The sequence below is a fragment of the Alcaligenes sp. EGD-AK7 genome (assembly GCF_000465875.3).
Taxonomy (GTDB): domain Bacteria; phylum Pseudomonadota; class Gammaproteobacteria; order Burkholderiales; family Burkholderiaceae_B; genus Alcaligenes; species Alcaligenes phenolicus.
Genome location: NZ_AVOG02000001.1, coordinates 889,128 through 909,914, shown reverse-complemented (window position 1 = coordinate 909,914; position 20,787 = coordinate 889,128). Strand labels below are relative to the sequence as shown.

Here is a 20,787-nt window from a genome sequence, read left to right as displayed (position 1 = left end):
TCACCTGTTATATCGGCCCAAATCCACAGACACTTGTAGAAGATGTGATTTGTACCGATTGGCGAAATGTACCCGTTGGGGCGAAGTTGTCGCCATCCCGAAAAGGCAGCTCAGCCTATATCCCGTCAACGGGGGGCTCTGTCCATGTGCGAGGGTACTATCGAAAGAACGGTACCTATGTTCGACCCCATACCAGGCGTGCTCCACGGCGGCGCTAGGGTGCGGCTTGTTGTCTAGGCTCAGTAGTTGTTCCTGCTAGCCTCCCTCTAGTCGCAGCACTCCCGCCGCCCATGGCGTGGACGGGTTTGATATCGAATTGGTTAAGGGAGTAGGAATGCTGCGACTGGAGGGCCCCGTCTTTCCGGGGTGTCATCGGCCCAACTGTTCGACCCGTATTTCTCGCGCACCAGAGCTGCGTCCAGCCAGTGCGGATTGCCCTGATTACCAGGCCACCGGTTAAGGGATGCGCCGACGCAACCCATCAATTTGTCATCACATAGGCGGGCTGGGCTTGATTCCAGCTTGCGGGGTGTTCATGGGCACAGCACCTTTCGGATAGCCCCCGCGCCACTTAGCGTGTCCTTCCACGCTGCCGCCTATGTGATGGCCCCATGTAGGGCCTGATGCTGGGATTCCAACCAGCATGACCGTTTCCGTTTTTGGCCGTCTACGCCTCACCCTCTTTCTCCGTAAACCGCGCTTTGACGGACTGGAGACGGCAGAGATACCGCGCAGAGCCACAACCATGTTTGTGGGTGCTATTGAGCCGGACGAACGCCCCACATAGGCGGGGTGAGCAACATCGGCAGGTGGGTTGTTAAAGATCGTTGGATAGATATTACCCAAAGGTAATTAATAAAACAATACCTATGGGTAATTATTTAAACGATATGGGTAATGGGCCTGCATGCGCTAGCGGGCTAAGATCGCTGTTACGTTTTGATTCTGCTGGTTAGTTTGCGGGAGAGTGCGATGCAGTTAGGCGGTTTGCTGGTTAAGCGTAGTCATGGAGGGCGGGCCAAACGGGGGCGAATGATGCGCTCATTGAGATCGTTCGGACTGCTTTTTCCTCTTTGGAGCGTTCATTCAATTGCTGCAGGATTTAGCTTGTTCGGGCCAAATCTTGACCCAGTGAAGGATTTGCTTGCTGACCCATACTCAGCGAAGTTTGAAAATGTGGAAACTTTGCCTAGTGGAATTGTTTGCGGGGCTGTGAACTCAAAAAATTCCTATGGGGCCTACACAGGCAAGCAGATGTTTGCGATAGCTGAGGGGAGGGCATACCTTGAAGAAAAGTCAGGTATGGAGACAAGCCTCCTGTGTGTTGAGACTCGTAGTTGCGAGGACATGAAGTGTGTTCATGAAGCTGTGGACAAGAGACTCGCTGAAGAGGAGGAGCGTGCCTTTGCCCCCCGGATTCAGATGGTGGGAGAGCGCTTGGCCTATTTGTGTTTTTCTGGGCTTCCTGATAAATCAGATGCTCAAAGAGAATGCTTGGGCACTCTTTCTGTCTGTCGAGAAGAGAGCAGCCCTTCGAAGCACCTGAAATGCCTAGTTGATGAGTACGAGCAGCGCAGTAAGAAAAGTGATGCGCGAAGCCTGGGGTATACATCTCCAGGCTATCCTTGATGAAAGTGGACCTACTGGGGCGCTAAGGGGAAATGAAATAACCATGGCATGCATGCGTCAGAAAGGCTGGCATCCAGCCTCATCTAGCTATACCCCTCAAGAGAAATTTACGCCGACTAAAGTTGATCTACCTACCTGAATAAGTGTCGACCAACAAAAAAGCCCCGTGTGAACTGACTATCGTATTTCGTCATGAAAAACACCCCAAAGGTCGGTTCAATGTCCAGCTTTTGAGGTGTAGCTCAGGAGGGGCTCAGTATGTAGTCTTGAGTTTAGGCAATACGTTTGCGTTGTTCTATTTGGGGTGCGTTAGCCGACAGTCCGAGCGCCGTTAAGGCAGCGTTGGCAAAAGGGGCTGGTAGGTCTTTCTTCTTAACCTGCAGAGAAAGGTACCCGGTCAACTTGCCACCCCTTATGTAATCCTCTCTAAACCATTTTTTGAAAGCTCCAAGCGCCATTTCAGGATAAGCCCATGGTTCTTGTGGGTTTGATTTTGCTTGCGCATAACAAGAGGGGTAGTCATGATCGTACTTGATGCGCGCGCCGTAAAGCTCATCCCCAGAAATGGATAGCCAGTGCTTTGACCACGCCATACCCACACTGATATCAGGAACAAAACTCTGATCAGTATGGATCCCGTTCTGGCCAAGCGTTATAAAGAGATCATGAATAGCGTGAAAAATGCCAAAATATCCTTCTGGCACCGTGTTATGAAGCAGGGATGCACGGTCATGGAATGGCTGCCACAAGGAAGGCACTGCATTTGCTGGATCGTACCCACAGCTTTGGTAGATGAAGTCGCGGAATGATTTTCTGGCTAAGATGCGATAGTTGTGTTTTGCATCATCGGTACTGTGGGCTCCCGCCTCGAAAGCATAGTATTCAAGGATAGCCATGCACACAGCGTCGGGAAACGCATGAGTGTCCCCATACTTACCGACAAAACGAGTATAGAGAAAGTCGCCGGGATGCCCTTGTTCAAGGATGAGTCGAAGTATTACTTTGCCGCGCGGCTTAGAAACTTCATCTCCCCAGTTATTGGCAAAGCGGAGCAGCCCAGAGTGATCGATGCCGCACATTCTGGCCAGTCCACGCAAGCCCATAAACGGAGATCCGTCACCCAGGACCCCCATGTGCACACCATCAATTTCAGCCTCAACCAAAGGGTGGTGACTATTAGGCCCATTTTTGCTTGTATCTATTTGATTTTTATTGATAATGGGGTGGTGACTACCGTTTCTTTTTCGCATGATTACAGACCTTTTTGTAAAGGTTGGTTGACGCTAGCACCACAAAATCAGACAATATCCACCGACACGGATGTCATTTTCTTGGTGCTAGCAAGAAATGCAGACATCTCATAGCCACCTGAGTTTGCGCAAACTCAGGTGGCTTTTTCTTTATCTGCCAATACATTATATGACTGCTTTGAACTAGCGTCCTTCTTGATGTCGCCTTTAGGTACTAGGCGTTACAAAGACGTGCATGATTTTATTGGTTTTTTTTGTTCTGGGTTTATTTGCACCACTATATGTTGTGGTTTTTTGAGGCCAGACATGTGTTTTAATTAGGTCGTTACGGCGTAACTTATTGATTGGTCGATGCGGGTATCGATGTAGCTCACACCGAGTAGGAGTAAACGGAGTTGGGTAAACAATCAAGTAGCAACCGTCGAACAAAAAGCCCCGCTTTGCGGGGCTGGTGATATGGTCTTGCAAAAAGCTTCTAGGTGTAGGATTTAGGACCGTCAGTCTGTATGGTTCATTTCTTCAAATAGGTATGGAGCAATTGAGATCTGCTTCTGATGAGCTGCTTTTCCTACGAAGTATTTTATATCTCGGCTGTCTTCCATTTTTCCTTGTACCCGCCCAATTTGATGGACTAGCATATTGCGACCGTCTACGCTAAGCCATTGGTGAAATCTCGCCCGTCTCTTACCGTCCGAAGTAATATTCAGTTCGTTCAACTTACTTTTCAAAAATCCGTACTCAAGAGGCTCGTAGATGTATTTGTTGATAAATTTCCCGTAGTACTGGGGCCTTGATCTAGATGTGGTAGGTTGATTACCGTACAGCCTGTCCAGTTCAGCGAAAAACGAATCAGGAAAGGTATGAACCCACTTTTGAAGTCCTTCCGCCAGATACTTGGAAAGCAGAAGACGCAGAGCGTCGTGCTTACGGTCTTTCTGAAATCCTGTAGCCTCGTCAATCAGAGCGTCTATACCCACTTCGGCTAAAGCGCTTAAGAGTATTTCTGACTGGATCGCAAGTTTCTTCTGTGGTTCCGTTAAGATGTCATCCCCTGCACGTCGCGCTGCTAAATAAACCTCACACATCTTTGGAAGTAGCCCGGCTGAGTACCCGGTTTTTTCCTGCCTTCCATCAACGTATCGAATTACTTTGGTCCGGTCTAAAACCTCTTGATTTATAAAAGGTTCTAGGTTTTTTGCGGCAATAAAAGGGGGGATTTTGGTCCCATCTATCTCAAGTCGGGAATTCGCCCCTTTTCGCGGCCTCCCAAAAGCCTTAAAGATCGAGGCTGCTGATAGCACGCGTGTCTCATTCTCTAGCACAGCGCACTCTAATTCAACGTCTCCAATAGGAAGCAGCCCAGGATATACCGCTTTGGGCAAAGATTGAGATGTCCTCTGCTCTGTTCTCTCGGTGGGCTCGTTGTTGGTTGATTGCTTCAGGTTGTTGACAGATGGATTCGCCAGACCAATATCTGAAAACAGTTGCTCCGAGATACTAGTACTTAATGGGTTAATGCTGATTAGATCCTCGGGCTTTAACGCAAGGCCGTACTGCTGAGCTAATTCCATTAGTTTAAGGTGCCATTTCACTGGAATGGTCCCGGACTTGGCCCAATACGCTGCTGTGCTTTGAGCTATTCCCAAGAGTTGAGCTAGCGCAGACTGGCCGCCGAATAGATTGATGACTTCGCGTGCGTGCATGATCTTCTCCTAGGGGTTTTGAGATATTTACAGTCAGTTATTAATGGATTTTATTTTTTAGTCAGCTTTATTTGTCGCTTCTGTCCGCCTCTTGTCTTCCATGTTTTCACATGTGAGGCTAAATCTAAGTGTTTCGTGGTTAAAAAATAAGGAGCCAAATGGCTCCTTGTCTCTTCCTGCTCAATCCATCTTACGTACAGCCTCCCTGGGCTGGGGCAAATCCTTGCTCATCATCAGCCTTTCCTCAAGCTCCACCAGGCCATAACCTTCCCGCACACGGTAATAGCCTCGGCAATGTGGCGCAGATCGTAGCGCTCTTCGTCTGGGTACTCATCAATATTGTCGCTGCGAATGATCAGCGTCCCACTGCTCAAGATCATTGCTTTCTTGAGTATCAGTCGACCAGCCACATCAAGCACGTAGATACCGGCTGCTTCAATGCTCCGGCACTCCACATCCACAAACACCAGATCCCCATCATTGATGGTGGGCGACATGCTGTTGCCGCTGCCAGTCAATACCTTGATACGGGAAGGGTTCACACTCCCCACTTTTTCACGCACCCACTGCTCAAGCACATCTAAGTGCTGAACAAGTTGTATGGGGGCGTCCAGCTCCCGGCCACGGCCCATAGAGGGGGTGGGGGAGAGGTGCTCCAGGCGTACATAGCCAGGGGGCGGCGCGCTGCTGACCGCTGCCGTCAATTCCCCAGTTTCGGGTTCAAGCCAACCAGGGAAGGCGGCATTCAGTCGCTCAACATTATCCTCGCCAATACGCTTTTGGCCTGCCTTTCCTTCAGGGTAGAGCATGCGGGAGACGTAACTGGGGTCAACGTCAATCCGTGAAGCGATCTGTGAGATGGCTCCATGCCCAAGCTGCGCACGTAGCGCGAGCAATGCTTGACGGCGTTGTTCAAATTTATCCATGGGCAGATTTCAACTAATTATTACCTGTGAGTAAATGACCTGCGGGTATTGATAAATTAATTACCTATAGGTAAGATTTGTGCATGGAAACTCTTCGCACCTATCTGAACGGCCTAGACCGACCTACACAAGCTGCTTATGCCGAGAGGTGTGGCACCACGCTGGGATATCTCAGGAAAGCTATCTCGCGGGGGCATCGGCCGGATGGAGGTCTCGCCCGACGACTTGATATTGAGTCCGGAGGCCGTGTACGGCGAGAGGAGCTTCGCGAAGATATTTGGCCTGAATTAAAGGAACCCCCCATGCCCAACACCCCCGACCCCAAACCTGACGACCGTATCCCCATCGGTCCCCCTGACTGCATTACGAAAGCGGGCGCTCATGTCTAGCGGCCGCGAGCAGACAGTTTCATTGAGCGTGGATGCTTCTAGTCTGCTCGCGACGATGGAATCACTTAAACATTTTGCTGAGGTTTCGTTGGAAGTCAGACAGCGACTTCTCAGCCTTGGCGATTCCATTTCTCAGACCAGGAGCATCGATCTTGGTAGTAACGCCACAGGAGCATTTGATATCCGGATCCTGTTTGAGCCTTCCGATCGTTTGACTGAGCTTCTTGCCGCATGCCTGGCAGGGGACTTCAACGGCATGTGAATCGATGTTGAGTTTCATGGCTTGCTCCTTTTGAGACATGTTTGGTTACGTGCATTTCCAAGCATAGCTGATTGGGGCAGGCCGCCCCTTAATGAGTGGTAGTTACACCTACCTCGTCGAGCCCATGTTGCTCGTTCCAAATAAGCCGGTCGTATATGCCGGTTATGTGTTCATCGGTAGGACAGTTGAAGGCCTGATAGGCCAGCTCAGTAGCTCTATCAATGATTTCAAAGCGGGGGAGTTCTTTTTTATCCATTCCCGCATTTTCAGATTCACGACCGATTTTTTCCATTTGTAGTTCCCGTCCCTGATTAATCACTACGTACTTTTCACACTTTTACTGTAGCGATTACAAGGGGCGGGCGAAACGCTGAAATACACAGGAGTTCAGCCCAATGACAAGACGTTTTTCTTCCTTGAACTGGCGAGACGCGCTTTACAGTGCTGTCCGTCAGGCCCCAGGCGGCGTTGGCGCGGCTGCCGTATTTCTCTCAGACCGTCGCGGCCTGTCAATTCATCCCGAGTCCCTACGTCGCAAGCTGACCGGTGGTGAGCAACTGGACATCGACATGGCCTTCCTGCTGACCGAATGGCTCGATGAATTAGCCGACTGCCGAGAAAGTGCACGGGACTGGCTCATCGCTGCAGCTCACCAAGGTGGATTGCATGTGGTTGATCTGCCGCCTGAGCCGGTAGGGGGATTCGAGAACGAGGCCACGGCATTAAACGAGAAGGCACTCAAAGCAGCCGCTGAACTTGGCGAAATGTGTAGCGCCATCACCGGCACAACGGCAGACGGTCGAGTGACCCATGAAGAGCGTGAGCGTGTGGTGGCCAAGGCCTTGGATTTGATCCGCCTGTGCTTTCGCATCATCCGCAACGTGACCCGCTGGCACCGCAAGGAGGTCTCAGCATGACCAAAGCACCCTACGGGACCTACTACACCGACCTGTACAAGCTGGGCTGGTTCAAGAGCCGCCAAGTCTGCGAGAAGTTGAAAGTCGATTTCAATCTTGAGCCACATGAGCGCCAGCAGCAGATCAAAGAGAAGCTGTACGCGGAATTTGGCACCGACAGCCTGGCCAAGGTGAACCCACAGCACTTTGTGCGCGTTCTGGATGGCATGGGGCTGTTCTTCACGCTGCCGACCTCTTTGAAGGACCAACTGCGATGAAGAAAACAGAATGGCCGCAGCGCACACAGCTGCGACGCCGACAAGCACTCAAGCGCAGCGCCTTCAAAGCCAAGCCAAAGGAAAAGAAGGGCCCGAGCCTTGGGCAGCGTATTGCCCAGATAGTAGGAACAGCCCTGCAGCATCGGCCCAAACCGGTAGCTGTCTACCGCTCCGAGCAGCACCGTCGCAACGTCGCGGCACTGCCATGCGCCAATTGTGGCCGGTGGTATCGCTCCCAGGCTGCACACATGAACGGTGTTGAGTTCGGTAAGGGGCTGGGCCTGAAGGTATCTGACGCGTTGATGTTCCCTCTGTGTACTGATAACGCATGGGGGCGAGGCTGCCACAACATGCTGGACCAGGGCGGCATCTACGACAAAGCCACCGCAGTGGGCTTGCAGATCACCTGGCTGCACCAAACCCGTGATGAATTGAAACGACTGGGCCAATGGTCCGAAGAAGCCGACCGCGACGTAGAGACGTTCGTAGGGGCGTATTTGAGGAGGCAGGTGACATGCTAAGTGCATCTGACCTGATGCGTACGATAGGGCGCCCAATCGCCTATCACCCCGCCTTGGCTCGAATGGTAGGGGGCGTGAATGCCGCCATCTTTTTGTCTCAGCTCATCTACTGGGACGAGCGCATGGAAGACGCCGAGCTGGGTGTGTACAAGACCGCAGAACAGTGGGAGGCAGAAACAGGTTTGTCCGTTCGCGAGCAGACGACAGCACGTCGCCAGTTACGCGACCGTGGCCTTATCACCGAGACCCACAAGCGCATAGAGCACAAGCTGTACTTCAAGCTGGACCGTGCTGCTTTTAATCGGTTGGTTGCGGGGGCGGCTGACACCGAAAACCCCGAACAACAAAACGTCGATTCCCTAAACGCGCAAACGCAATTCGGGAATAGCGAAAGCGCAAATACCGAAACCCCCAAAGCGCCATCCCCGAACCACCCAAAGCGCAGTTCGTTAATAAAGACAGAGATTACTACAGAGACTACAGAAGAAAAAAATACCAAAAAAGAAAACCCGCCTTCGTTCAGCTTTGAGCACTGGCCTGTCAATCCGTCGCCAGAAGTCTGGGCTGATTACCTGCAGCACCGCAAAGCGATCAAAGCACCGCTGACCCAGACCGCTGCAAATCGCTTGGGGGTGGAAGCGCATAAAGCCCAGGCTGCCGGGTTCAGTGTTGACGACTTTCTGGCCGAGTGCATGTTGCGCGGCTGGCGGGGAGGAAAAGCCGACTGGCTAACGCGGGGCTTGCCGCAGGACCAGCAAGGGGGCGGGCAAGTGGCTCGGGGTGGGAAGTTCGACCCGAATGCGTTCCTGGAGCAGCGCCGCAAAGATCGGATGAAGGGAAGCCAAGGAGGTGGAGATGTTGTCGACGTTTGAGCGCGAGAGTGCCTGGTTAATGCCAGTACCCAAGCTGGATGGCAAAACGCTGATGGAGCACCTGTACGCTCGCATGGATGGCCTGTACCCCGGCAAGTGGAAATCCAACTTTGTGGGTGAAGCGGCCATGTCGAACTGGGAACAAGCCTGGGCAGAAGCATTCGATGAGGAAGGCATTGTGCCGGTGGATGTTGCCCTGGGCATTCAAAACAGCCGACGCATGTACGACTGGCCACCAAGCCTGACTGAGTTCTTGCGGGCCTGCCGTCCCTACCTGGAGCCGGATGTGGCGTTCTTCGAAGCAGTGCGCGGCATGCAAGCGCGAGAGCGTGGTGAACGTGGCGACTGGTCACACCCTGCGATCTTTTATGCAGCTGCAGCTGTTGGCCGGTTTGATCTGCTGAACCAAGCCTACCAGCAGATGGAAGGGCGCTGGAAGAAAGCACTCCATGCCCAGTTGGCCCTAGGGGCGTGGCCTGATATTCCAGACCCGGCACCTGCGCTGCCTGCACCATCGAGCACGGCTCAAAGCGAACAGGGGACAAAGGCCATGCGTGAAATGGCTCAGCGAGCTATCAGCCGTAAAGGCAAAGACCACAAAAAATGGGCAAAAGAAATCATGGGTGATCCGAGGGGCCGCACCCCCACCATTGTTCGTATGGCCCAGGCAGCAGTAGGAGAGGCGGCATGAAGAAGGGATTGCAGGCGTTAGGGCGATTGAAGGTAGGTCGGATGAACCAGACGGAAGCGGCCTACGCAAAACGTTTGGAGCAGTTAAAGCAAGCTGGTGAGATTGCTTGGTTCAAGTTTGAGGGGTTGAAGTTCCGGCTGGCAGATAACACGTTCTATACACCCGACTTTGTGCTGATGTTGTCTGACGGGGTGATGGAGGCGCATGAGGTTAAGGGGTTCTGGATGGATGATGCCCGAGCAAAGATCAAGATTGCAGCGGATATGTATCCATTCCGATTTGTAGCTGTAAAGGCGCAAACAAAGAAAGCCGGTGGCGGCTGGGCTATCGAGCAGTTTTAAGGGGGCGGCTGCATATGAAATCACAGATTGAAATCTTGTTGGGCGAGTGGGGGCGCTGGAAGCGGGGGGAGAACCGGAGTGTATTGGGTTATCCGAAGAAAGCCGCTTTCATGGTCATGCGCGTGGATGGCGGTACTCACATGGACCCATCAGAGTTTGTGTCCGATAAAGAAGTAGAGCGCTTGGACCTGGAGGTAAATGCTATACACCCGGAATATCGAGCAATCCTGTCCATGCATTATGTCCGGCCAGGGACTATCAAGGAGAAATTGGAACGACTGAGTATCTCCAGAGCGCTGTATTATTTCCGGCTGGAGTTTGCCACAAAGCAGCTGGCGTTTCAGATGGGGTTTGTGCCACCTGGTGTATCGATAGCTCAACAGGGGGCTGCAGCGCGAGGCACGTAGTTTGGGCATGGGTGGCGCTTTATACCTATGGGTTGTTACTATTTCCTATTCTTTTGCACTGGGGAATAGGATGAAAGGCTTTAAAGCGCTATCTGCTTGCGCGGCTGTCGCGGCATTTTCTTTTATTACGTCATCGACTTATGCGAGCGATCTAATCTCGGAGGAGCACAGTTTTTCTGATTCCTCCAAGAAGATTCGGTCGGAAGAGGATGCCTTGGGCGGTGGCAAGAGATTGTCAATCAAAGAAGAGGGGGAAAAGGATGGGGCTAAGTATCTATTTTATCACTCAGATGGCAGTGGAAGAATAGCTGGAGATGCCGAAAATGATTTGTCGTATCTCCGATTTGATGGGATGAATTGGTCAATATCATGCAATAAGGATGCCATGAATGACCACGTAACTTGCCGTGCAAACAGAGGAGATCTGTTGGTGTTTTACTCGAAGAGCGACGGGTTCTTGGTTGACTTGATGGGTGATAAATATCCGGGTAGCAATATATCTATACGTATTGATAACGGGCAAGTAGTTACGGCCGGAGAGGCAAGTGGGTTTTCAAAGAGCCAAAGCAAAAACATACTAGCTTCGATCAAGGATGGGGATAAGGTGGCGACCCGCTATATTGGCTGGCCATATAAGAACAATAAAGATCAAGTTAGTGAGGTATATGGCTTAAACGTAGTGAAGCAGTACTTGGTTTGGGCTGTAAGCAAAATTAAGTGAGTTGCGTAGGTATATCAAACTATTTTGTCTAGACACGTTGACGAAGTGTCTATACTCAATCAGAATAAATCCCGTAGGCTGGATATTGCTCAGCCTGACGGAAGGAGCCCTGCCAGTGATGGTGGGGCTTTTTGTTTCTGCTTGAAGGCCAAGCATACTTAAATCGGTAGATGCCGAGCCCGAGAGGGTGGGAAAGCCTTGCTGGTCTAGGGCCGTTCCTTTTTGGAGCGGCCCTTTTGTTTGGGAAAAGCCGGGGGCCCCTAGGGCATTAGACCCGGTAAGGGGGATTCGAACCCCGAGCTCTCGCTGTTCACGAGTTTTTTCAATGGGGGGGTTATATTTTTTTCCCTCCAAAGCTAATGCACATGCGCCTTCCTTGAAAAAATGGCCTCCCTTAAAAGAGGGGGGGTTATATTTTTCGAGGAGGGTTATATTTTTTGGGACATCCTATGCTCGAATACACCAGCACCGCAAAAGAGGGCGCTCGGTGGCTCAGCCGTGGCGAACGCCAAGTGCCTTACGCGACGTCACTGGCACTTAATAGGACGGCATCAGCAATTCAAAAAGCACTTGTTGAGCAGATGGGACAAGTGTTTGATCGTCCAACGCCGTATACGTTGCGCTCGCTGCGGTTGCAGCGGGCTACAAAACAGAACCTGACAGCGTCCGTTGCTTATAAAGACTTTGCAGGCAAGGGGACAGCGGCAAGTAAATATCTGCGTCCCCAGGTCGATGGCGGCAAGCGTCGCCAAAAGCGATTCGAAAATGCTTTAGGCCGGATTGGCCCGAGCGGTTACTACGTTCCTGCTGGCGGTGCCGATCAAGATGCATACGGCAATATGTCACGCGGTCAGATCGTTAAGTTGCTGTCCTACTTGCAGGCCTTTGGTGAGCAGGGATATCGGGCGAATGCGACAGATAAGAGCCGTGCACGTACCGCGAAGGTACGGCGTAGTGAAGCTGGCTACCGTCGCATCAATGGAGTCGTGTACTTCATTTCCAGGGGGAAGGGCACGGTATCGGGGAACCGGACGCAGCATTTACCGGCTGGTGTGTGGCGCAAGACAGGCACCCATGGGGCTGATGTAGCGCCGGTGCTGCTACACGTCGAGAACGTGAACTATACGAAGCGTCTACCCTTTTATGAGACCGCTGATGAGGTGTATGGAAAGCGGTTTGAGGATGAGTTCACCCAGGCTTTTGAGCAGGCCATGGCCACAGCGCGATGATTGATCCAGATAAAAAAATCACCCAGGCCAGGTTTGCTCAAATTGTGGGCATTACCCAGCCTGCTGTCAGTGGCCTGCTTGCTCAAGGTGTCTTAACTGTAGGCGACAACGCCGGAAATTGGCTCTTGTCGTACTGCGGGCATTTGCGTGAGATAGCGGCTGGTCGTACCCGTCAGTCTGATAACTCAATTGATCTGGTCCTTGAGAAAGCGCGTCTGGCGTCAGCCCAGGCAGACAAGATCGAGATGGAAAACAACGTCAAAAAAGGGGAGCTTGTTCCTGTTGCTGTGCTGGAGGAGGTGCTCGTGCGGGCAGGCGGAAAGATCGCAGCACAGCTCGACACGATACCGGCATCTTTAAAACGCCGCATACCGTCACTGACGGATTCTGACATAGGTTTCGTCAGGCGAGAAATTGCGAAGGCCCGCAACGCGGTTGCAAATCTGAACCTGGAGGATGTCGAGGCAGACGAAAATGAGGCGAAATAATGCTGGTCACGCAGAATCGAGCAGCGATTGCACGCGCTTTGCGCCGTGGCCTGGCCGGCTTCGCCGCACAAGAGCCTATCTCTTTGCGGGAGTGGGCTGAAAGTCACTTTTATCTGTCAGCTGAGTCCTCATATGTGGAGCAGCGTTGGGAAGCCTGGCCGTTTCAGCGTGGCATTCTGGCCTGTATCGGTAGTGATGATGTTCATGAGGTGGATGTCATCAAATCGGCGCGGGTTGGTTATACCAAGATCTTGCTGGCGGCGGTTGGGTACTTTGCGGAGCATAGGCGACGCAACCAGGTGCTGTGGCAGCCTACCGATTCAGCGCGGGATGAGTTTGTAAAAACTGAGCTGGACACGATGATTCGTGACGTCTCTGTGCTTCATCCTATATTCCCAATGCGGGAGGCCAGGCACAAAGACAATACGCTGCTGGTAAAGAAGTTCATTGGCAGCATGCTTCACCTGCGCGGGGGGAAGTCAGCAGATAACTACCGTCGCTTGTCGGTCAGCGTTGGGTATTTGGACGAGTTCAGTTCTTTCGATAGCAATATTGATGGGGAAGGCGATCCCGGCAAGCTCGCACTGAAGCGTTTGGAGGGGGCGACATTCCCCAAGTTGGTCGTCGGTTCCACACCGAAGATCAAAGGCCTGTGCTTAATGGAAAAGCGGGCAGAGGGGGCAGACGCTCGCTATACCTACCATATCCCTTGTGCCCATTGTGACGAGCTCCATGACTTGGAGTGGGGCGGGAAGGGTGAGCCCCATGGCTTCAAGTGGGTTGATGGTGATCCTGAAACGGTGCGCCATCTTTGCCCGCATTGCGGTGCCTTGGCGACTCAAGGTGAGTATTTAGCTGCTGCAGAGCGCGGTATCTGGGTTGGGAATGATGGGACGACCATTGATCAAGATGGCGTGTTCCGAGACTCAGAAGGTAATTTAATCCAGCCGCATCTGCGTGTTGCTTTCCACGTTTGGACCGCATATAGCCCGTTGGTTTCATGGTCCAAGATCGTTAAGGAGTTTCTGGAGGCCCACGAAAAAGCATCCACTGGTGAGGATGAGGAGCTGCGTACCTTCTGGAACACCACACTCGGTCGCACCTGGGAGGGTGAAATTGAACGCATGGAGTCCGATGAGCTGCAGCGCCGAGCTGAAGTTGAAGGCTACCGCTCTCCTGGCCTTGATGATGGGTTGGTCCCCAAGCGATGCATGCTGTTGCTGGCGGGGGCTGACATACAGGGCAACCGTATTGAGGTTGGGGTATGGGGAGTAGGTAAGGGCGGGGAAATGTGGGTCGTAGACCACCAAATCCTATTTGGGAACCCGTCTGAGGACGAAGTGTGGACCAGGCTGGATGAGCTGCTGTTTGAACGCCGATATTTGCATGAGGGCGGGCAACAGATGCCAATCTACGCTACCGCCATCGATACGGGCGGCCACCACTCTCATGCTGTCTATGAATATGCTCGGAAGAATCGTGCACGCCGGGTATATGCGATCCGGGGGCGGCCGACGGGTGAGAAGCACATCAAGGATGGTGTCACACAAGTGGACATCGACTGGCGCGGGAAGCGTGTCAAGAAAGGTGTGCGGCTTTGGTACGTCGGCACCAATATGGCCAAGGATCTTTTGTTTGGGCGACTGCAGGTTGAAGAGCCGGGTCGAGGCTATGTTCACTTAGCGGCAGATATGTCGCAAGAGTGGTTCAGGCAGTTTGCCGCTGAAGTTCGAGCGGTGCGTCGTACCGCATTCGGCTCACGTTCAGTATGGACGCCAATTCGTAAGCGAAACGAAGTGCTCGACTGCTGTGTCTATGCGCTTTGGCTTGAGGCTCACCTTGAATTGGCCAGAAAGACAGACAAATGGTGGGCGAACTTCGCTGAGAAGCTCGGCGTTGACGAGCCTGGCGACGATCCAGGCCCCACCGAAACTCCACAGAAAACGCCCGCAACTGCGGGCGTTTCTGTTTCTAAGCCACGAACACAACCGGCCACTGGTGTCAGGCGGGCTGCGGTGAGAACGGGGTCATCAAGTTACTTACGGAGCAGACGCTGATGGCGTATACGCGTGAAGATTTGGAGGCAGTGAACAAAGCGATTGCCAGCGGTGTGCTGAAAGTTCGCTATGGGGATAAGGAGGTTCAGTATCCCTCGGTTAATGATCTGATTCGGGCAAAACAGCACATCGTCGCTGAGCTCAATGCTGAGAGCGGCAGACGCAAGCCTTGGGTGTTCCGCATTCGGAATAAAGGAAAGGGGGTCTGATGCGGTATCAAACATTGCAGCAGGCCGGTTTCGTGTTACCTACCCGTTTAAATGCTGCCTCATCTTCCGCTTATGAGGGTGGTAGCGCCACGGGGAGCCGCTCCAAGAGCTGGAACCCTTCGGCGGCTGGCCCCAATAGCGCTGCTACGGGCAATCTTGGAACTATTCGCAGGCGAGCTCGGGATGCTGTACGTAATGATCCTTGGGCAAAAACAGCGGCAGCTCGTTGGGTCTCGAACGTTATAGGGACAGGAATTCAACCATACCCTCGACATCCTGACCGGGGAGTGCGTAAGGCGCTTAAGGAATTATGGTCGGATTGGGTGGGTGAGTCTGATGCCGACGGGCTGCTTGGCTTTTATGGGCAGCAAGCCTTGGCAGCCAGGTGCCTGTTTATCGACGGTGAGGCCCTGGGGCGGATTCGTATGCGTAGGCCGGAGGATGACCTCGTTGTCCCCATGCAGATTCAGCAGTTTGAAGGGGACTTCCTGCCAGTTGAGGAAACGAGAAGTCTGGCAAATGGCCATGAAATTGTGAATGGCGTGGAGTTTGACCGCATTGGTCGGCGTGTGAACTACCACTTGTGGGATCGGCATCCTGCAGAGCCAGGCGGGCTCAGGAGTAGAGCTTTACGTCCGGTACCTGCCGATATGGTTGTTCACGCATATCCGGTCCTTCGGCCAGGCCAAGTGCGAGGTGTATCTGAGCTCGCCACGGTTCTTCTGCGACTGAAAACCTTAGATAACTTTGATGATGCCGTTGCATTCCGACAGGAAGTGTCGAATCTGTTTGCCGGTTATGTCGTCACAAAAGAAGATGAGAGCGAGGGGCCAGACCCAAGCAGTTTTGCTGATCCCAGCATAGAGCCTGATGCCGACGGTGTACCGCTGATTGGTATGGAGCCGGGGTCTGTCACCTCATTGCCTCATGGGACAGATATTAAGTTTGCGTCGCCGCCTGGGGCGCCCGACAACTACGCGGAGTTCATGCGGCAGCAATTGATGGCCGCATTTGCATCCGTCGGCATGCCATATGAGACGACTGGGGACCTGCGCAATGTAAGCGATAGGACTCTGCGCGTCGTGGTGAACGAGTTTCACCGCCAAGTTGAGCAGTACCAGTGGGGGGTATTTATCCACCAATGGTGTCGCCCAATCTGGAACGCCTGGATTAACGCTATCGCGCTGTCGGGAATTATGCCGATGAAGTACTTAGAGCGTCGGCTGTTTCGGCGTGTGCTCTGGGTTCCTCAAGGGTGGGCTTACTTCAATCCCGTGCAGGACGTAAAGGCGAATACCGATGCGGTGAGGGCTGGCTTTACGTCGCGGTCCGCAATCATCCTCTCGCAGGGCGAAGACCCCGAGGAGGTAGCGGCTCAAATTCGTGCTGATAACGATCAAGCTGATTCCGACAGCTTGAGCCTGGACAGTGATTCACGCCATGCACGAAACAAAGGCGTAGGGCTTGGCGACCCAAGTGAACGTGATGATGACCCCTCTGGGGCCTGACTTAACTTTTAGGAGCCGATATGGCTAAAAAATGGTACTCAATCAAAGCAAAGGGAGCGGGTCAGAAGAAAGTCGCTCAGGTGCGCATCTACGATGAAATTGGTCCTTGGGGGAAAACCGCCAATCAGTTCTGCGAAGAACTGGCCGCGGCTGTTGTCGGCGCAAGCAAAATTGTTGTGCCGATCAATAGTCTTGGTGGTGATGTGTTTGCTGCAAATGCAATCTTTAACGAGCTAATGCGCCATGAGCTGCCGGTGGAAACTCGAGTAGATGGCGTGGCCGCTTCGGCGGCGTCATTGATATTTATGGCGGGTGACGAGCGGATCATGCCTGAGAACGCCACGCTAATGGTGCATAACGCCTGGACGATTGCGGCAGGTACCGCAGATGATCTGCGCGATACGGCAGAGATGATGGATAAGGTTCGGGAAGGCATTGTGTCCGCATATCGCCGAAGCGGTCAGTCAGAAGAAAGTGTCGTTGAAATGATGGATGCAACAACGTGGATGACCGCTCTAGATGCGCAGGCACTAGGGTTTTGCACGGCTATTGAAGAGCCTGTAAAGCTGGTTGCATCCGCGAACATTGAAGACGCCTTGGATCGCATGAGGGATGTTCCTGCTGCGCTAAGAACTCAGCTTTTGGCGGCGGCTAATGCTGCCGCAGAACCAGAACTAACGCCTCCAGCCCCTCAGGATGCAGCAACTCTTGCTGCCAAGATCTATGCGCAAAGTCGTGAGCGCGGAATCCCTCAATTGGCTGAGGCTGTTTTGTTGTCGGGTGGGCTGGGGGGCGCAGACGCGGCAACCGCTCGCCTAGAAGCCGCAGAACAAATCGCTGTCTTGTGTGCATCGGTCAAGCTGCAGGACAAGGCGACAGAGTTCGTGTCAGCAGGTTTGTCGGTCGAGCAGGTGCGTGCTCGACTTTTTGAGCATGTAGTGACTGCGGCGGACTCAATTGATATCAGCAATTTGCAGCGCGACCAGCCCTCCCATAGTTCATCGGTCCCGGAGCGGAGCGGGCCGAATCCTCAGGCGATCTACGCCAAGCGTAAAGCCCTCTCCGCATAACCAGGAGTAATCACATGCCTTTTATTGAACAGAAACCCCGTACGGCAGATTTCCTGCTGTCAGAAGCCAATGGTTCCCGCTCTCGCGAGACGGGAGAGATGGCACCTACTGCAACCGCGATCTATGCCGGCCAAATCCTGGCATTGAACGCTGATGGCCGCTACGTGCCATTTGCGGGTAAGGGCGATGAGCCGGACTCCCCTGTCAAAGCGGTCGGGGTGTTGTATGCCAATGTCCCCGCATCCGATGAACCCCAGGCTGTGGTGGTTATTCGGCGCGATGCTGAGGTGGCTGGTGAGCTGCTTTTTGGCCTGGATGCTGATGCGACCACGGACTTGCAAGAAGTCGGCGTGATCGTTCGCATTTAACTTCAACCTATCGCAAACAAACTCCAGGCCGCCTAGCGGTCTTTTTTTATTTTCAGGAGCCGTAATGGCAAATATCAATATTTTTCAGGATGAGGCGTTCTCCGTCCCTAACCTGACCGCTGCTATTAACGAGACCCCTTATGTGCCTGGCCGCATCGGCGCTCTGGGCCTGTTCGCGGAAGAGGGCATTCCGACGGTTGTCGCACAAATCGAGTATGACGGTCAGACTGTCGGGTTGGTCGCTGCCAAGCCGCGCGGTAGTGACGGTTCGTCCGTGACTTTGGCGGGTCGACGGATTATCCCAATCAACACGGTGCACTTGCCAGAGCGCTCGACCATGATGGCCGACGAGATCCAAGGGATTCGTGCGTTCGGCTCCGAGTCCGAGCTGGAGACGGCAGAGTCGCGTGTACAGAAATACTTGAAGAAACACCGTCTTCAGCTGGATATGACCCATGAGCACCATCGCTTAGGTGCCATTAAGGGGAAAATTCTTGATTCCGATGGCAAGACGGTCCTTTTGGATATTTACGATACGTTTGGCATCACTCAGGCCGAGTACAACATGGAGCTCGGTACTGCCGGCACCATCGTACGCACTAAGTGTTCCGACGTGTTGGACAAGATTGAAGAAGCTTTAGGTGCCGCGCCGATGCAGGGAGCTCGGGCCCTGTGCGGCAAAAATTTCTGGAACTCACTGATCGAGCACAAAAGCGTGCGCGAGACATTTCTGAATACTCAGCAGGCGGCTGAGCTGCGCGGCAAAGCGCCTGACAGTTTTGAACTCGGCGGTATTACTTTCGAGCGCTATCGTGGTCGTGTAGCTGGCAAACCGTTTGTGGGTGATGACGAGGCCTACGCTTTCCCTGAGGGCGTGCCCGATTTCTTCATCACACGATTCGCACCTGCCGATTACATGGAAACTGTGAATACAGACGGCTTGCCGTACTACAGCCGTGTGGAGCCCTTGCGGATGGGTAAGGGATTGGAGATTGAAAGTCAGTCCAACCCATTGCATATCTCTACTCGACCTAAGGCCATTATCAAGCTGCTGCGAGCCTGATATGTGGGACAACTCGGTCTTTGATCGGGCTTTCGACCGGGCGGGCATGCGTCAAACCGTTGTTCGCCTGGTCGACGGACAGCCCGCAAGTAAGCCGTTTCAGGCTCGCTTTGATCGCCCACAGCAGATTGTTCTTGATGGCGATGTTCACACCACTGAGTACTCGATTGAGTTCACCACATCCGATTTACAACCTGCACTTGAGTATGCCGAAGTGCTGCGAGTGGAAGTCTCCAAGGGGCAGTTTCAGGACTTCCGCGTGAAGCAGGAGCCGTTGGTCCAAGGTGACGGCTACTGGACCAGAGCAGAGCTGGGGATCATCAAGTGAAAACACGAGTTCAGTTGTATGTCGAAGGCGTGCGAGCCGCACTGCGTGCCGCGCCTGGGTTCCCTGCCAAGGTAGAAGACTCGCCTGTACGCGCCCATACATTTGTCCAGGACAGGGTTATCACTGTCCAGCCCGGCTCGGAAACGGTGACCGAGGGGGCGACGCCCCGCGTAAACCGGGTTCGTGAGATCCACCTACTGGTGCATACAGCAGGTGATAACGGGCTTGATTTGTCGGAGTCGATCTTTGGGGCAGCCCATCCCATTGTGATGAGTTTTTCTGGCCCAGGCCTTGTGCAGGTCCAAGAGCTGCGCACCGATGAGCCGCGCTACGCCAATGGCGATCTGGAGCGGCAGGTGATCACAAAGCGCTACCTGTTCTATTACCAAACCGCTGACGACTCTCTCAGCGAGTAGGAGCAATCATGAAAGAAACAAGTCCCGTGGCTGAGCGGGAGGCTGAAGTGTTGCCTCCAGATTCGGTGCATGCGGCCGGGCCTGTGGCAGCAGCTCAGAGTCCTGGCCGTGGTGGGAGCTACGTTCGCAACAAGCAAACTGGCGTTCTGAAGCGGGTCCAGTACACGGAAACGTGTAAAGACTGCGTGCTGACGCCAACTCAAAAGGGGTAGTTCATGGCTAAGTCTGCCAAGAAAACACTGTTGATGGCCAAGCTGCAGACTGCAGCAGGTACAGAGGCGGTACCGACCGGCGCAACAGATTCGATTCTGCTGCGCAATCTTACGGCCACACCGTTGAGCACAGAAACCGTAGAGCGTGCCTTGCTGCGTCCCTATATGGGCAACGCGGGTCAAATCGTGACTACGGTGTACACGCAGATCGAGGGCGAAGTGGAGTTGGCCGGTTCGGGTACGCCAGGCAAGGCCCCTGCATGGGGCGGCCTGTTGCGAGGCTGCGGATTTGCTGAAGTTGTTGAAGACGCAGAAGTGGTCTACACGCCGGTGTCTGACGATTTCGAGATGCTGACGTTGCATTACTACCTTGATGGCTTGTTCCACAAGATCACTGATGCGCGGGGCACAGTGTCCTTTGATATCAGTGCCAAAGGCATTCCGTTCATGCGCTTCCGATTTATGGGCGTGTACCACCCGATTACCGATCAAGCCGCGCCCACTGATGTGGACTTCAGTGCTTTCCAGACTCCGCTGGGTGTGAACAAAAAGAACACTCCACAGTGGAGCCTGGGCGGGTACAGCGGTTGCTTGCAGTCCTTGAATTTGGATCTGGCCAACTCACTGGTTTGGCGATCCCTGATTAGCTGCGAAGGCGCGGAAATTACGGATCGTCAGCCCACCGGTCAGATCTCGTTGGAGCTGCCCAAGATTGCAGACTTGAACTGGCCTGAAATGGTACGAAACGCTGTCCTGCAGCCGCTTTCAATCACACATGGCACGCAGCCGGGCAACATCGTCACCCTCAGCGCACCTGGGGCGCAACTGTCTGAACCTTCGTACTCGGAAGCTGACAACGTGGCCATGTTGGGCATGAACATGAGCCTGCAGCCTGGCCAGGGCAATGACGATATCAAGATCGTCGTCTCGTAAACCTACTTTCATTCCGAGGT

At 53.4% G+C, this 20,787-nt stretch carries 25 protein-coding genes; 20 read left to right on the top strand and 5 right to left on the bottom strand.

Features of this window, described 5'->3' with window-relative positions:
* The first annotated feature begins 1,032 nt into the window (after positions 1-1,032).
* Entirely contained in the window at positions 1,033-1,629 is a 597-nt protein-coding gene (locus tag N879_RS04255; RefSeq protein WP_021446728.1) for a hypothetical protein, read from the top strand.
* A gap of 272 nt (positions 1,630-1,901) precedes the next feature.
* Here the strand turns inward: N879_RS04255 and N879_RS20315 are convergent, their stop codons facing one another.
* From N879_RS20315 to N879_RS20310, 5 genes are all read right to left on the bottom strand, one after another.
* Positions 1,902-2,879 (bottom strand): hypothetical protein, encoded by a 978-nt coding sequence (locus tag N879_RS20315; RefSeq protein ID WP_152978304.1) that lies wholly within the window; start codon positions 2,877-2,879, stop codon positions 1,902-1,904.
* 497 nt (positions 2,880-3,376) lie between these two features.
* The gene (locus N879_RS04240; RefSeq protein ID WP_009459005.1) at positions 3,377-4,582 is read right to left on the bottom strand and encodes a P63C domain-containing protein; all 1,206 of its coding nucleotides are present in this window, start codon (positions 4,580-4,582) and stop codon (positions 3,377-3,379) included.
* A 233-nt stretch (positions 4,583-4,815) separates the two neighbouring features.
* The gene (locus N879_RS04235) at positions 4,816-5,508 is read right to left on the bottom strand and encodes a S24 family peptidase (RefSeq protein WP_009459007.1); all 693 of its coding nucleotides are present in this window, start codon (positions 5,506-5,508) and stop codon (positions 4,816-4,818) included.
* 450 nt (positions 5,509-5,958) lie between these two features.
* Positions 5,959-6,177: a hypothetical protein gene (locus tag N879_RS04230; protein WP_022983182.1), complete on the bottom strand. Its 219-nt coding sequence runs from the start codon at positions 6,175-6,177 to the stop codon at positions 5,959-5,961.
* Between the two features lie 70 nt (positions 6,178-6,247).
* The gene (locus N879_RS20310) at positions 6,248-6,451 is read right to left on the bottom strand and encodes a hypothetical protein (RefSeq protein ID WP_128831645.1); all 204 of its coding nucleotides are present in this window, start codon (positions 6,449-6,451) and stop codon (positions 6,248-6,250) included.
* Between the two features lie 103 nt (positions 6,452-6,554).
* Here N879_RS20310 and N879_RS04220 point away from each other — a divergent pair, with 103 nt between their 5' ends.
* The 19 genes from N879_RS04220 to N879_RS04125 all read left to right on the top strand — a co-directional run bounded on the left by N879_RS04220 (position 6,555) and on the right by N879_RS04125 (position 20,767).
* The gene (locus tag N879_RS04220; protein WP_009459013.1) at positions 6,555-7,076 is read left to right on the top strand and encodes a phage regulatory CII family protein; all 522 of its coding nucleotides are present in this window, start codon (positions 6,555-6,557) and stop codon (positions 7,074-7,076) included.
* Positions 7,073-7,333: a hypothetical protein gene (locus N879_RS04215; protein ID WP_021446725.1), complete on the top strand. Its 261-nt coding sequence runs from the start codon at positions 7,073-7,075 to the stop codon at positions 7,331-7,333. The genes N879_RS04220 and N879_RS04215 overlap by 4 nt, the downstream gene beginning before the upstream one ends.
* Positions 7,330-7,854 carry a hypothetical protein gene (locus N879_RS04210; protein WP_009459015.1) on the top strand — a complete coding sequence of 175 codons (525 nt, stop codon included), beginning with the start codon at positions 7,330-7,332 and terminating at the stop codon, positions 7,852-7,854. Before N879_RS04215 ends, N879_RS04210 begins: the two co-directional genes overlap by 4 nt.
* Positions 7,855-7,928: 74 nt before the next feature.
* Positions 7,929-8,726: a hypothetical protein gene (locus N879_RS04205; protein WP_152978303.1), complete on the top strand. Its 798-nt coding sequence runs from the start codon at positions 7,929-7,931 to the stop codon at positions 8,724-8,726.
* Positions 8,710-9,417: a hypothetical protein gene (locus N879_RS04200; protein WP_009459019.1), complete on the top strand. Its 708-nt coding sequence runs from the start codon at positions 8,710-8,712 to the stop codon at positions 9,415-9,417. Before N879_RS04205 ends, N879_RS04200 begins: the two co-directional genes overlap by 17 nt.
* Complete coding sequence (locus tag N879_RS04195; RefSeq protein WP_021446723.1) at positions 9,414-9,758, top strand: hypothetical protein; 345 nt, start codon at positions 9,414-9,416, stop codon at positions 9,756-9,758. The genes N879_RS04200 and N879_RS04195 overlap by 4 nt, the downstream gene beginning before the upstream one ends.
* Positions 9,759-9,772: 14 nt before the next feature.
* Positions 9,773-10,165: a DUF1492 domain-containing protein gene (locus N879_RS04190; RefSeq protein ID WP_021446722.1), complete on the top strand. Its 393-nt coding sequence runs from the start codon at positions 9,773-9,775 to the stop codon at positions 10,163-10,165.
* Between the two features lie 7 nt (positions 10,166-10,172).
* Entirely contained in the window at positions 10,173-10,886 is a 714-nt protein-coding gene (locus N879_RS04185; protein WP_009459022.1) for a hypothetical protein, read from the top strand.
* A 449-nt stretch (positions 10,887-11,335) separates the two neighbouring features.
* Complete coding sequence (locus N879_RS04180) at positions 11,336-12,115, top strand: hypothetical protein (protein WP_009459024.1); 780 nt, start codon at positions 11,336-11,338, stop codon at positions 12,113-12,115.
* Positions 12,112-12,603 (top strand): terminase small subunit, encoded by a 492-nt coding sequence (locus N879_RS04175; RefSeq protein ID WP_009459026.1) that lies wholly within the window; start codon positions 12,112-12,114, stop codon positions 12,601-12,603. Before N879_RS04180 ends, N879_RS04175 begins: the two co-directional genes overlap by 4 nt.
* The gene (locus N879_RS04170; protein ID WP_009459027.1) at positions 12,603-14,660 is read left to right on the top strand and encodes a phage terminase large subunit family protein; all 2,058 of its coding nucleotides are present in this window, start codon (positions 12,603-12,605) and stop codon (positions 14,658-14,660) included. Before N879_RS04175 ends, N879_RS04170 begins: the two co-directional genes overlap by 1 nt.
* Positions 14,660-14,869 carry a phage head-tail joining protein gene (locus tag N879_RS04165; RefSeq protein WP_009459028.1) on the top strand — a complete coding sequence of 70 codons (210 nt, stop codon included), beginning with the start codon at positions 14,660-14,662 and terminating at the stop codon, positions 14,867-14,869. The genes N879_RS04170 and N879_RS04165 overlap by 1 nt, the downstream gene beginning before the upstream one ends.
* Positions 14,869-16,377, top strand: coding sequence for a phage portal protein (locus N879_RS04160; RefSeq protein ID WP_031232196.1), 1,509 nt, complete (start codon positions 14,869-14,871; stop codon positions 16,375-16,377). Before N879_RS04165 ends, N879_RS04160 begins: the two co-directional genes overlap by 1 nt.
* A gap of 20 nt (positions 16,378-16,397) precedes the next feature.
* On the top strand, positions 16,398-17,447 hold the full coding sequence (locus tag N879_RS04155) for a head maturation protease, ClpP-related (protein ID WP_021446719.1): 1,050 nt from the start codon (positions 16,398-16,400) through the stop codon (positions 17,445-17,447).
* Between the two features lie 14 nt (positions 17,448-17,461).
* Positions 17,462-17,815, top strand: coding sequence for a head decoration protein (locus N879_RS04150; protein ID WP_009459038.1), 354 nt, complete (start codon positions 17,462-17,464; stop codon positions 17,813-17,815).
* A gap of 64 nt (positions 17,816-17,879) precedes the next feature.
* Positions 17,880-18,878: a major capsid protein gene (locus N879_RS04145; protein ID WP_009459039.1), complete on the top strand. Its 999-nt coding sequence runs from the start codon at positions 17,880-17,882 to the stop codon at positions 18,876-18,878.
* Position 18,879: 1 nt separating this feature from the next.
* Positions 18,880-19,206, top strand: coding sequence for a head-tail joining protein (locus N879_RS04140; RefSeq protein ID WP_009459040.1), 327 nt, complete (start codon positions 18,880-18,882; stop codon positions 19,204-19,206).
* Positions 19,203-19,622 carry a hypothetical protein gene (locus N879_RS04135; RefSeq protein WP_009459041.1) on the top strand — a complete coding sequence of 140 codons (420 nt, stop codon included), beginning with the start codon at positions 19,203-19,205 and terminating at the stop codon, positions 19,620-19,622. The genes N879_RS04140 and N879_RS04135 overlap by 4 nt, the downstream gene beginning before the upstream one ends.
* A 215-nt stretch (positions 19,623-19,837) precedes the next feature.
* Complete coding sequence (locus N879_RS04125; RefSeq protein WP_009459047.1) at positions 19,838-20,767, top strand: phage tail tube protein; 930 nt, start codon at positions 19,838-19,840, stop codon at positions 20,765-20,767.
* The last annotated feature ends 20 nt before the right edge of the window (positions 20,768-20,787 follow it).

Excerpts from the sequence above, each read along its gene's own strand:
- N879_RS04255 (WP_021446728.1), top strand. The coding sequence starts at position 1,033 with ATGATGCGCTCATTGAGATCGTTCGGACTGCTTTTTCCTCTTTGGAGC.
- N879_RS20315 (WP_152978304.1), bottom strand. The coding sequence starts at position 2,879 with ATGCGAAAAAGAAACGGTAGTCACCACCCCATTATCAATAAAAATCAA.
- N879_RS04240 (WP_009459005.1), bottom strand. The coding sequence starts at position 4,582 with ATGCACGCACGCGAAGTCATCAATCTATTCGGCGGCCAGTCTGCGCTA.
- N879_RS04235 (WP_009459007.1), bottom strand. The coding sequence starts at position 5,508 with ATGGATAAATTTGAACAACGCCGTCAAGCATTGCTCGCGCTACGTGCG.
- N879_RS04230 (WP_022983182.1), bottom strand. The coding sequence starts at position 6,177 with ATGAAACTCAACATCGATTCACATGCCGTTGAAGTCCCCTGCCAGGCA.
- N879_RS20310 (WP_128831645.1), bottom strand. The coding sequence starts at position 6,451 with ATGGAAAAAATCGGTCGTGAATCTGAAAATGCGGGAATGGATAAAAAA.
- N879_RS04220 (WP_009459013.1), top strand. The coding sequence starts at position 6,555 with ATGACAAGACGTTTTTCTTCCTTGAACTGGCGAGACGCGCTTTACAGT.
- N879_RS04215 (WP_021446725.1), top strand. The coding sequence starts at position 7,073 with ATGACCAAAGCACCCTACGGGACCTACTACACCGACCTGTACAAGCTG.
- N879_RS04210 (WP_009459015.1), top strand. The coding sequence starts at position 7,330 with ATGAAGAAAACAGAATGGCCGCAGCGCACACAGCTGCGACGCCGACAA.
- N879_RS04200 (WP_009459019.1), top strand. The coding sequence starts at position 8,710 with ATGTTGTCGACGTTTGAGCGCGAGAGTGCCTGGTTAATGCCAGTACCC.
- N879_RS04195 (WP_021446723.1), top strand. The coding sequence starts at position 9,414 with ATGAAGAAGGGATTGCAGGCGTTAGGGCGATTGAAGGTAGGTCGGATG.
- N879_RS04190 (WP_021446722.1), top strand. The coding sequence starts at position 9,773 with ATGAAATCACAGATTGAAATCTTGTTGGGCGAGTGGGGGCGCTGGAAG.
- N879_RS04185 (WP_009459022.1), top strand. The coding sequence starts at position 10,173 with ATGGGTGGCGCTTTATACCTATGGGTTGTTACTATTTCCTATTCTTTT.
- N879_RS04180 (WP_009459024.1), top strand. The coding sequence starts at position 11,336 with ATGCTCGAATACACCAGCACCGCAAAAGAGGGCGCTCGGTGGCTCAGC.
- N879_RS04175 (WP_009459026.1), top strand. The coding sequence starts at position 12,112 with ATGATTGATCCAGATAAAAAAATCACCCAGGCCAGGTTTGCTCAAATT.
- N879_RS04170 (WP_009459027.1), top strand. The coding sequence starts at position 12,603 with ATGCTGGTCACGCAGAATCGAGCAGCGATTGCACGCGCTTTGCGCCGT.
- N879_RS04165 (WP_009459028.1), top strand. The coding sequence starts at position 14,660 with ATGGCGTATACGCGTGAAGATTTGGAGGCAGTGAACAAAGCGATTGCC.
- N879_RS04160 (WP_031232196.1), top strand. The coding sequence starts at position 14,869 with ATGCGGTATCAAACATTGCAGCAGGCCGGTTTCGTGTTACCTACCCGT.
- N879_RS04155 (WP_021446719.1), top strand. The coding sequence starts at position 16,398 with ATGGCTAAAAAATGGTACTCAATCAAAGCAAAGGGAGCGGGTCAGAAG.
- N879_RS04150 (WP_009459038.1), top strand. The coding sequence starts at position 17,462 with ATGCCTTTTATTGAACAGAAACCCCGTACGGCAGATTTCCTGCTGTCA.
- N879_RS04145 (WP_009459039.1), top strand. The coding sequence starts at position 17,880 with ATGGCAAATATCAATATTTTTCAGGATGAGGCGTTCTCCGTCCCTAAC.
- N879_RS04140 (WP_009459040.1), top strand. The coding sequence starts at position 18,880 with ATGTGGGACAACTCGGTCTTTGATCGGGCTTTCGACCGGGCGGGCATG.
- N879_RS04125 (WP_009459047.1), top strand. The coding sequence starts at position 19,838 with ATGGCTAAGTCTGCCAAGAAAACACTGTTGATGGCCAAGCTGCAGACT.